Source organism: Undibacterium sp. 5I2, from assembly GCF_035019605.1.
Classification (GTDB): domain Bacteria; phylum Pseudomonadota; class Gammaproteobacteria; order Burkholderiales; family Burkholderiaceae_D; genus Undibacterium.
On the sequence record NZ_JASJVS010000091.1, the window covers coordinates 1 to 10215 of the forward strand.

Annotated in this window: 10 protein-coding genes and 1 pseudogene; 4 read left to right on the forward strand and 7 right to left on the reverse strand. The window is 51.2% G+C overall.

Annotated features, from left to right (window positions below; all coding sequences use genetic code 11):
- A partial coding sequence (locus tag QN359_RS18725) for a hypothetical protein (RefSeq protein WP_323493608.1) occupies window positions 1-254 on the forward strand: 254 nt, incomplete at its 5' end.
- A 296-nt stretch (window positions 255-550) separates the two neighbouring features.
- On the opposite strand, the gene QN359_RS18730 is transcribed toward QN359_RS18725, so the two are convergent.
- Complete coding sequence (locus QN359_RS18730) at window positions 551-1072, reverse strand: MarR family winged helix-turn-helix transcriptional regulator (protein WP_322249578.1); 522 nt, start codon at window positions 1070-1072, stop codon at window positions 551-553.
- A gap of 213 nt (window positions 1073-1285) precedes the next feature.
- On the opposite strand from QN359_RS18730, the gene QN359_RS18735 reads away from it, so the two are divergent.
- The 3 genes from QN359_RS18735 to QN359_RS18745 all read left to right on the forward strand — a co-directional run bounded on the left by QN359_RS18735 (window position 1286) and on the right by QN359_RS18745 (window position 4683).
- A complete protein-coding gene (locus QN359_RS18735; RefSeq protein WP_322249579.1) occupies window positions 1286-2533 on the forward strand; it encodes a flavin-dependent oxidoreductase in 1248 nt (415 codons plus the stop codon).
- A 414-nt stretch (window positions 2534-2947) separates the two neighbouring features.
- Window positions 2948-3250, forward strand: coding sequence for a DUF1330 domain-containing protein (locus QN359_RS18740; protein ID WP_322249580.1), 303 nt, complete (start codon window positions 2948-2950; stop codon window positions 3248-3250).
- Between the two features lie 80 nt (window positions 3251-3330).
- The gene (locus QN359_RS18745; protein ID WP_322249581.1) at window positions 3331-4683 is read left to right on the forward strand and encodes an MFS transporter; all 1353 of its coding nucleotides are present in this window, start codon (window positions 3331-3333) and stop codon (window positions 4681-4683) included.
- Between the two features lie 141 nt (window positions 4684-4824).
- Here QN359_RS18745 and QN359_RS18750 read toward each other — a convergent pair.
- The 6 genes and pseudogenes from QN359_RS18750 to QN359_RS18775 form a co-directional block, all read right to left on the reverse strand.
- Window positions 4825-5406 (reverse strand): annotated as a pseudogene (locus tag QN359_RS18750) (methyl-accepting chemotaxis protein); the annotation flags it as partial.
- Complete coding sequence (locus tag QN359_RS18755; protein ID WP_323493609.1) at window positions 5399-5809, reverse strand: MCP four helix bundle domain-containing protein; 411 nt, start codon at window positions 5807-5809, stop codon at window positions 5399-5401. The pseudogene QN359_RS18750 and the gene QN359_RS18755, both read right to left, overlap by 8 nt.
- Window positions 5810-5864: 55 nt before the next feature.
- On the reverse strand, window positions 5865-6326 hold the full coding sequence (locus QN359_RS18760) for a cache domain-containing protein (RefSeq protein ID WP_322249584.1): 462 nt from the start codon (window positions 6324-6326) through the stop codon (window positions 5865-5867).
- A 46-nt stretch (window positions 6327-6372) separates the two neighbouring features.
- On the reverse strand, window positions 6373-7392 hold the full coding sequence (locus QN359_RS18765) for a porin (RefSeq protein ID WP_322249585.1): 1020 nt from the start codon (window positions 7390-7392) through the stop codon (window positions 6373-6375).
- Window positions 7393-7590: 198 nt separating this feature from the next.
- The gene (locus tag QN359_RS18770; protein WP_322251027.1) at window positions 7591-8991 is read right to left on the reverse strand and encodes an MFS transporter; all 1401 of its coding nucleotides are present in this window, start codon (window positions 8989-8991) and stop codon (window positions 7591-7593) included.
- Window positions 8992-9108: 117 nt separating this feature from the next.
- The gene (locus tag QN359_RS18775; protein ID WP_322249586.1) at window positions 9109-10110 is read right to left on the reverse strand and encodes a GTP-binding protein; all 1002 of its coding nucleotides are present in this window, start codon (window positions 10108-10110) and stop codon (window positions 9109-9111) included.
- Between the last annotated feature and the right edge of the window lie 105 nt (window positions 10111-10215).

Below are 10215 nucleotides of genomic sequence, written 5' to 3' on the forward strand. Positions count from 1 at the left end.
GCTCACCTTTAGTAATCAATAGAAAAAAATCGTACATGACTTATTTCATATTTCTATTTTGTATGCTGTCACCATCTATTGGTATTTTTGCACTACCTGGAGGAGGATCAAGTTTTGCAGCTGAAATTCCTACGTACGGACCATTTTTATTAATTTTCTTATTTCAAACACTAATTTTCTTAATTATTCTTACTATTTTTTTAATTTTACGTATAAAATTTTTATTATTTCTCAAAGATGATGCTATAAATTAGATAATTGAAGACGAAAAAAAATTTTTAAACCCCGATTGAAAAGGCGGCATCTAGAAAGCGCTTTAGCAAGCGCTCAGCAATTATTTGATAAATTTATTATTATTGCAGCGTTAAAAGCACTACCAATCTTCGAAGCTCTTCAATCCTGATCGAGAACTGTCAGCTAGGGAAGCGCAGATTTAATCGCAGTGGAATTGGCCGTTGCCAATGAGGATGCAATGCAAGGCGCCTCAGTAGCGGCGGACAAACCGCTTGGATTAAATCTGCGCTTCGCTAGGCGTTTCGACCTTGCTCGTTCACTCCCTCACAGCGCTGTCAACCAAGCCATTCTGCGCAATCAATTCCAGGTCCAGCTTCAATTGCGCGCCGCGATCACCAAGCAAGCCTTGAATATTGCGATCGTGCTCCTGCACCGCTTTGCTCAATTCACGCAAGATGGCGCTGCCAGCTTTGGTCAGCGTCACGCCCCACGCGCGGGCGTCAATTTCATCATCATGTCGCTCTACCCAACCGCGCTCAGAAAGCCAGGCAACCAGCCTGAGTGCGCCGCTTCGATGCAATCCTAATGCTTGCGCAAGTTGCGCTTGACGGATGTTTTTATTTTCCGCAATCAAAACAAGTGCGGCAAAACGTTGCGGGCTGACTTCGTAATCGGCCGTTGCTCGGTAGAAATCCATGAACAAGGTGTTTTGTGCCCGCCGCAAAGCAAATCCCAGCAAGTGATCGAGAAGGCCATATTCAAGATTCGGAATTCTTAGTAGTGGCCGTTCCTGGCTGGCACCAGAATCCTGGTTTTCAGGGTCTTTTTTTTTCGTCATCACTTGTGGAATTTTTTAAAAATATGCGTGCTTAAGCGGCTTAACTCTATGCTTTATTGAAACATCATAGCTGATTTCCCCCTCTGTCAGCTTAATTTTTCGGCCTCTCGAGCAGTTTCATCCGGTGCCAAAACTCTGTAAAAATATTGTTGCATAGCGCAACAATATAGCTTAGGATAAATCAACATCATCAAAACAATAATGGAGACTGGTATGACGCAACAAAGAAAAATTTTGATTTCCGGCGGTGGTATCGGCGGTCTGTGCACTGCTCTGGCGCTGCATGCGAAGGGGCATCAGGTCACTTTATGTGAGGCGACCGAAGTACTGAAACCTCTCGGTGTCGGCATCAATATCTTGCCGCATGCGGTAGCCGTGTTAGACGAACTGGGTGTGCTGGAAGCACTCAAAGCCATGGCGCTTGAGACCTCGGCCTTGATCTTCGCCAATCGCCATGGTCAGACGATTTATCAGGATTTGCGCGGCATCCCTGCCGGCTATTCCCACCCTCAACTGAGCATTCATCGCGGCCAACTGCAAATGCACTTGTGGCACGAGGCAGTGAAACGCATCGGCCAGCAGCACCTTCATCTCGGACAAAAGATTCGCTCAGTCACGCAAAGCGCCGAGCAGATTACGGCGATCGCTGTGTTAGCCAATGGCGACGAGGTCGAACACAGCGCAGACTTACTGATTGCAGCAGACGGGATTCATTCTGCCATCCGCAAACAGTTTTATCCCGACGAAGGGGCACCGAAGTGGAATGGCATGATGATGTGGCGCGGAACTAGCCGGGTCCAACCATTTTTGGATGGACGTTCGATGGTGCAAGCCGGGCATCGCCGCGCCAAGTTCGTGGTGTACCCAATTGAAGAGCCGCGTGCCGATGGTACGCAATTGATCAATTGGATTTGCGATCGGCGTCTACGCGAAGATGGCTTCGGTGGGGCTTTGACCGCGCCGTCACGTGAAGATTGGAATAAACCAGCCGACATCAGTGATCTGCTTCCTACATTTGGACACTGGAAATTTGAGTGGCTGGATATTCCTGCAGTATTGCATGGGGCGACGCAGGTGCTCGAATGGCCTATGGTTGACCGCGACCCCTTACCACGCTGGCGTCACGGTCGCGTGACTTTACTCGGTGACGCCGCCCACCCTATGTACCCGATTGGTTCTAACGGTGCCACTCAGGCGATCTTGGATGCCAAGTGTCTGGCAGATTATCTTGCTACCGAGTCGTCTGTTGAAGCCGCGCTCGATGAGTACGAACGCTATCGACTTCCTACCTGCGCTGAGATTGTTCGATTGAATCGCCAAGAAGGCTTGGATGCCATTCTCGATCTGGTGGAAGAACGTGCACCGGATGGTTTCAGTAAATTAGAAGACGTCATCGATCCGGCTGAAATTAAAGAGATTGTTACGGCCTACAAAAAGGCGGCAGGTCACCGCGTCGCTTAAGAGGCTGTCGCAAAAGGGTATTGAGTCGGTGTCATTATCCCAACTGGTGGCCACGTCATTCCTGCGCGCTTTTAGCAGGAACCCAGCGGCGTTCGTGGTTAACTGAAAATGCCAGATATGATCGTGTTTTCAGCGCTGAAAACGACACTGGGTTCCCGCCAAAAGCATGCGGGAATGACGAGGTTGCAGCATGCGGGAATGACGAGGTATGCGGTGTTTCAGATGTAAAAGATTCCATCAGGCTTTTGCGACAGCCTCTTAAGACATAGGCTTAAGGAGGTGCAGAGGTACTTCCAGCGGTTGGTCCGCCGCCACTGAGGCGCACTTGCGTCGCCTTAAAAAAAATTAAAAGGTTTTTCTTTTGAGAGTACGAGCTTGCCGCGTGCATCTCACATCTTGTGGAGGTCATCAAACATGAATGAAGTATTTGTCGTTGCCGAGATACGGATTACTAATCCAAAAAGTTATGCGGATTACTTGCCCTTATCAACTGCCAGTGTAGAAAAATTTGGTGGGGAATTTCTGGTCCGGGGTGGCCGCCGGATCCAGAAAGAAGGGGCAGACGAACTGCATGGTACGCAGTGGCGAACTGTGATTGTGCGTTTTCCAAATGCTGAGAGTGCGAGCAAATGGTATGACTCGCAGGACTATATCGCCGCCAGAACGATACGCATGGCGAACTCGGATGGTCGACTGTTTTTCGTAGAAGGGATGTAACAGCATTTTTGTAATTAAATGGATCGATTCGAATCCAATACAAGCTCACAAATAGCATTCATAATAATCAGGAGACAAACATGTTAAGTACTGTAGAAACTGAAGGACAGGGGAATCTCAAGGCAAGTTCACCGGTTCAACTACTCATCAATGCCCAGCCGTTTTCACGCTACCAGAAGCTGATTTTTGCTATCTGTTTCGCGATTGTATTGTTCGATGGTTTTGATACGGCGGTCGCCGGATTTTTAGCCGTTTCGCTGCAAAATGAATGGCATATTTCCAAACAAGCGCTGGCACCAGTCCTGACTGCGGCGCTGCTTGGTTTGTCGATAGGCTCGCTGCTTGCCGGACCGGTCGCGGACAAATACGGACGAAAGATCGTCATTGGTATGTCAGTCAGCTTTTTTGGCATTACCTGCATGGCATCAGCCTTGGTCAGTAATTTAGACCAACTGGTGGTTTTGCGCTTACTGACAGGGCTGGGCTTAGGTGCAGCCTTACCCAATGTAGTTACCTTGATGAGCGAATATTGCCCCGACAAGAGCCGCTCATTTATAACCAATGCACTGTTTTGTGGCTTTCCATTGGGAGCAGCACTGGGAGGATTCATCTCTGCTTGGATGATCCCCCATTGGGGCTGGCGCAGCGTGTTAGTGGCTGGGGGTTTGTTCCCCTTGTTGTTATCGATACTGATCTTTAGCGTCTTGCCAGAATCGGTAAAATTTTTGGCGGCAGCCGGAAAGTCAGCCAAAAAAATCGCCCGTATTTTGAGTAAAATAAGCGCCAAAGAAGTGCAGGAATCTGATTTCCTCATGGCTGACAAAACGCCGCACTCCGTCACCGCCGGCTTGGCTTTGATGATTTCTCGACCTTACATCGTCGGTACGCTCATGCTGTGGTTGACGTATTTCATGGGACTGATGATTTTTTATTCGCTCATCAATTGGTTACCCATACTGCTCAAAGATACCGGCATACAAGCGGCCGACGCGTCGTTGATTTCCGCCCTGTTCCCCTTAGGTGGAGTCGGTGCCATCTTGTTTGGCTGGCTCATGGATAGATTCAACCCCAACATCGTTGTGGCAACTGGCTATGCCTTAACAGCGGTTCTTTTATATTTGATTGGCCATGTTTCTGACAGTAATATCTATCTGATGTTATGCGTATTTGCAGGCGGCATCATGATGAATATGTCGCAGGTTTCACTTGCCGCTTTAGCCGCAGCCTTCTATCCAACCGAGGCGCGCGTCACCGGCATTTCGTGGATGCTGGGAATTGGTCGGTTTGGCGGTGTTGCCGGATCATTTTTAATTGCCGAGCTAATGCGGCGCAATGTAGACTTTACCGGGATTTTGTCTTCATTATCTTTAGCTGGACTGCTTGCTGCCATTGCATTGATGATCAAGCATTTTTCCAGCAGGCCAAAAATCTGATTGCTATGGCTGCTTGATATCCGCCCCATCCTGAAGAGCTTGTCGCAAAAGAGTTTTCAGTCAGCATGACGTGACTTGCGGTGTGTCAGATGTAAAAAAATGAGCGCCCGACTTTTGCGACACCCTCTGAACGCCGCGGTTTTACGCACACATCTGATCAACCGGCACCGCTGTTGGTGCCAATTTGAAGGCGCTCACTACCTCGCTCAACTTAGATGCTTGACTCTGCATCGATGCGGCGGCTGCCGCTGCCTGCTCCACAAGTGCCGCATTCTGTTGCGTTACTTGATCCATCTGCGTAATCGCCACATTGACTTGCTCGATTCCCAGGCTTTGCTCCGTACTGGCCACAGTAATCTCGCTGATGATATCCCTGACGCGAGCGACGCTGGTAACAACTTCATTCATCGTCACCCCTGCCTCATTGACTAATTGAGAGCCAAGCGAGACTTTCTCCACCGAGTCGCTGATGAGTATCTTGATATCCTTCGCCGCGGCTGCCGAGCGCTGTGCAAGCGTACGTACCTCGCTCGCCACCACGGCAAAACCACGTCCCTGCTCGCCGGCGCGTGCCGCCTCTACGGCCGCGTTTAAGGCCAGTATATTGGTTTGAAATGCGATACCGTCAATCACACTGATAATATCGACGATCTGGGACGACGATGCGCTGATTGATTCCATCGTGTCCACTACCCGCTCCACCACGATACCTCCCTTAGCTGATCACCTTGGGATGCTCAGTGATGAAGATGGTCCAATCCTGGTCGAAGTTGGCTACCAGATGACGCTCTTCGCCACCGGATATCAGTTTCTCATAAGAGGAACGATCAGCATTGCTGGCGGCCTGAATCTGATCCATTCGCTTCTCATAAGCAGCCATGGCTGTTTCATCATCAGACAACAGATGCGCCAACTCCCAGCGGCGCATCTCGGCCAGATCAGTCCTAAGACTCATGGCAATTCGTACACTCGGCATCCACTCATGCGCCAAATCGGCAGTCGACTGATTGATGCGACCCATAGCGAAGATAGCGCTGATTCCCATCATCAACATCAGCAGTAATACGACGCCAAAAGATGCCAGCAGTTTGGCCGATATTTTCAGATTATAGAACCATTGCATCATTTATCTCCCACGGTTTAGTCGCTCGTTGCGCGTATGTAGTCAGGGAAGCGCACAATCAGTTTTTATAAATACCGCAGCTGACAATGAGATCCTCATACTTTTCCAGATAGGTTGATTTTTTGTGGATCTCCTTGGTCAAGGGGTCGGGCCAGCGATAGTCTTGCCAGCCTTGCCCCTTACTACGGGCGATCTCGAAGCGCTCTTTACCCATGTATTTTCCATCCGCATCCTTGACGTCATTGAGATTTTTACCGGCAATTTTTGGGTTATTCCCGTTCGCACGGGTCACGCCATCCATACCGCTGATGAAAATATACAGGTCGCGGTCCTTGTAACGACTGCTACCAGTCTGTACTTCCTGTATGACTTTTTCCTTGCCGTCTTTCTTCATATCGGCAATGACTTTCTTAACCAAAGCGACCGCTTCTTCCGCCGTGCCTCGGTCGCTCGCAGCGGCGGCCATGCCTGCCGCACTGACAAACAAGGCCAGGATGAACAATTTAAAAAGCTTTTTCATTTACATCTCCCAAAAAATTAGTCCAAGGTAAGCCCTTGAAAATTGCTCAGAAAGCATGGCGCAGGCCGATTGCTTGGCTACCTGCGGAAGCGGCATTGCTACGCTTATCAAGTGAATACACAATATATACGTCGGTGCGTTTGGAAAATTTGTGATCGTAGCCGAACGACGATGTGGTACGGCTCAGGTCGGCGACGCCTGGGGTTGCAATATGTGATTGTGCGGTTTCCGCCAATATCGATCCGACTGCCGAGATAGGTAGGGAAATGCCGGCATCCACGGTGCGGGTCGAACGACCTTTATCAATATCAGTATGCGACAGGTTGCCAGATAATTTGAGCAGACCAAAATCATAGCTGACACCTGCCAGCACGGCCTTCTGCTGTGCCGCTAATGGCGTGAGCACATTCACCCGCAAACGTTGGGCAGACACGGCTGCGAAGAATTTGCCGTCGGTATAGCTGCCATGCAGGCCGAGATTGGCCACGCCGTTGCTGCCGGCTACTTCACCGAAGCCATACTGTACGGTGCCACTGAATCCAGATAACTTGGGTGCGCTGTACTGGAGCACATTGTTCCACACGGTGTCGCCAAGAACATTGCTGCCGTAGGTAGCAACAAAGGTCTGCAACACCAAGGGCGAAAACACCACCGAAGTACCAAACGGGCTGAGCTGGGACATCGCTGAATAGGCCGGGTTAGTCTGGCGCCCCATGGTTACCCGACCGAAATCTCCTTCCATACCTACCCAGGCATTACGTGAAAACAGCGGGTCCGTCGCGCTGCGACCCTGCTCCCCAGTATCAGTACGAAAAAAACTCTCTAACGAGAAAATCGCGCTTACATTACCACCCAAATCCTCTTTACCGCGAAAGCCCAAATACGAGGTCGTCAAGCCGCCACCATTGAGTTGCGGAACAGCCGCCGTATCACCACTCCGCTTCATACTGCCGGCATACGCACCCACCAAGCCATAAATTTCGACCTGAGATTGCGCATGGGCGGTCATTGTGAGCGCACTTGCCAGAATAGAAAAGACGACTCTGGGATTAAATTTTATTTTCATTTTTGTCTCCTAAGGATTGGTATTTCCACTTCAAACAAGACCTGTCGGCCTCGTCATTCTTTTTATACAAACAGAGCAGATTTACTGCAAGCCGCTGGTCCGAAACAAGGCGCACTTAGCCGAGAGCCGGCTTAAGGATAGGCTCAAAAATCTGTCTTTGAATAGAACGGCTTGTTGCTGTGTTACATACGCTACCGTCTACGGTGAGATCTCTTCCAGCGAGCGATTGCTGGTTTCTATCATCCGCCAAGCTGCGACTAAGCCAACCACGGTCGTCGCCGCAAACATCAAGAAAACGGTGGCAATGCCATCGCGTGCCAACACCACACCAACCATAGCGGGTGCTGCGGCAGACGCAGCCCGCAACCACGAGGTGGCCAGCCCCGTGCCTATCGCACGCATTCTGGTCGGATAGATTTCCGGCGTGTACAAATAGAGCATGACCGTGGTCGTGCCCATCACCGCGTAAGCGCTGGAGGCCAATATCATCACGTTGATCACGTTGTCCGTACCAAGCACCACCAAGCCGAGCAGCAGCAGACCAGCGACACAGAAGCTGCCGATCGCCCAGCGACGTCGTCCAATACGATCGATTGTCAGCGCGCAGCACACCACGGCGCAGGTACTCAGCACATTCGACAGCGATGCCATGTGGAGTGCTTCCTGCAGCGGTAAGTGATAGACCGTCTTGTACAGGGTGGGCAGCCAATTATTGATACCGTTGGCGATGAAGTAGGCACTGGCCCACAAGACCCACACGACCAAGGTGCGGGTGCGGTAAATCGGCGAGAACAATTCCTTCCATGAACGTTTCTTTTGATTTTGCAGACTCTGCGCGATCTCAGAGACGCGCTGCGCAACCGCCGCGCGCTCGGTAGACTCGATGTGTCGTCCAGGTGAAACCGCTTCGATATCAACGATGATGCGTTCGGCCTCGGCATAGCGACTGCGGCCGATCAGCCAGCGTGGCGACTCTGGCAAGCGGAAAATCAAATAAGTAATGATCAAACCCGGCAAACCACCGACAAGAAACATGCATTCCCAGCCATAGCGAGGAACAACATAAGAACCAATCTGGGCTGCCCCTAACAGGCCGATAGGAAAGATCAGTTCGTACAGCATGAAGAAGCGGCCACGCCCCTTTGTTTGTGATAGCTCATTGATGTAGGTCGCGGCCACCGGTACCTCGCCGCCGACACCGATACCTTGTATGAAGCGCGCCAGAAACAGCATGTGCAGACTGCCTGTAAAAGCACAGGCGATGCTCATCACCGACATCAGTCCGATCGTGATGCCAGCGCTGCGAATTCGACCTATACGCTCGGCCAGCCAGCCAAAGAACAGCGCACCGATCACTTGTCCCAAATATCCGGCCGCGATCAGTAGCCCGACCTGAGCTGGGCTAATGTGCCAGAGACCGATCAATACCGGCAGGACAAATGCGAGCGACAGTGCGTCAAAAGCGTCGAAGAAGGTTGCAGTACCCATAACCACCCTGGCTTTGCTGTGCCAGCGGCAAAGGTGCACATTCTCCAGTCTGAATAATAAATCCGCTGCGCGCATAAGCCGAGCATCCGCGCGGATATTGTCAAGCTGCATGGCATCAAGTGATGCCAACTGTTCTGCCGCAGCATTCGGTGCTGCCGCGTGTGGTGCCATACTCATGGGGTCTCCAGTATTTTTAATTTTCTAAGCCGTCTACGCGGCTGTAATATACTAACGGGCAAAAATCGCCAGGGTGTCGTCTATTTCCTCTTGTTCAATACCTCGCGTGATGAACACCAGCCGCGTTCGTCGGTCCTGGCTCGGCCAAGCATCCAATATCCGCGCTGGATGAAAGATGTGTTGGACGCCATGGATCACGACGGGTCGCTCCGGATGTTCGCGCACCTGTACCAAGCCCTTGACACGCAACAGATCGGGACCGCGCATGGCCGTGATTAACGCCAGCCACGACTGAAAACCCTGCCACGAAACGGCCTCGTCAAGAACTACCGCATACGAACGGATGCCATCGTCGTGATGTGTATGTTCGTGGACATGGGAATCAGAATCGGAGTGCCCGTGGACCGGTACTATGCCAAGAACCTGATGCTGAGCGACGTGAGCATCAACTTCGCTGTGCTTCTGAAGCGGAGTGTCACCGAACAGAATTTTCACAGGAATATTCCCATGCGTGACGAGGTTCAAGGGCGCAGCGTGATTCAGCCGCCGCAGGCGCTGTTCTACTATTTGTAACTCTGCCGGCGTGAGCAAATCACTCTTGGTTAATACCAATTGATCCGCCAGTGCCACCTGATTTACCGCGAGCACGTGCTGATCAAGGGTAGACATGGCATTGACCGCATCAACCGTGGTGATCAAACGGTCGAAATGAAAATATTGAGCCAATGTCGAGTCGGCCATGAGCGTGTGCAGGATCGGCGTCGGGTCTGCCAAACCAGTGGTTTCCAACAGCACCCGATCAATGCCCATCGCGCTGCCGGCGGTGCGCAATCGCTGCATCGCCTCGAGTAAATCTCCGCGCACTGTGCAACACACGCAGCCATTGGCGAGCAATACCAATTCCTCATGGGCCTGCTCCAGCAATTCATGATCGAGACCGACTTCGCCGAACTCGTTAATAATCACCGCCGTACGAGCATAAGCCGGATCGCGCAGTATATGAGACAGCAAGGTCGTCTTGCCACTGCCAAGAAATCCGCTTAAAACAGTCACTGGCAAGCTTGCTGGTCTGCTCTGCGCATAAAGTGGCCCCCTAAGTCCAGACAATTATTCAAAGAGTTTAAGATAGTGCCTGTTTCTGCCACAGCTGCGCGGCGC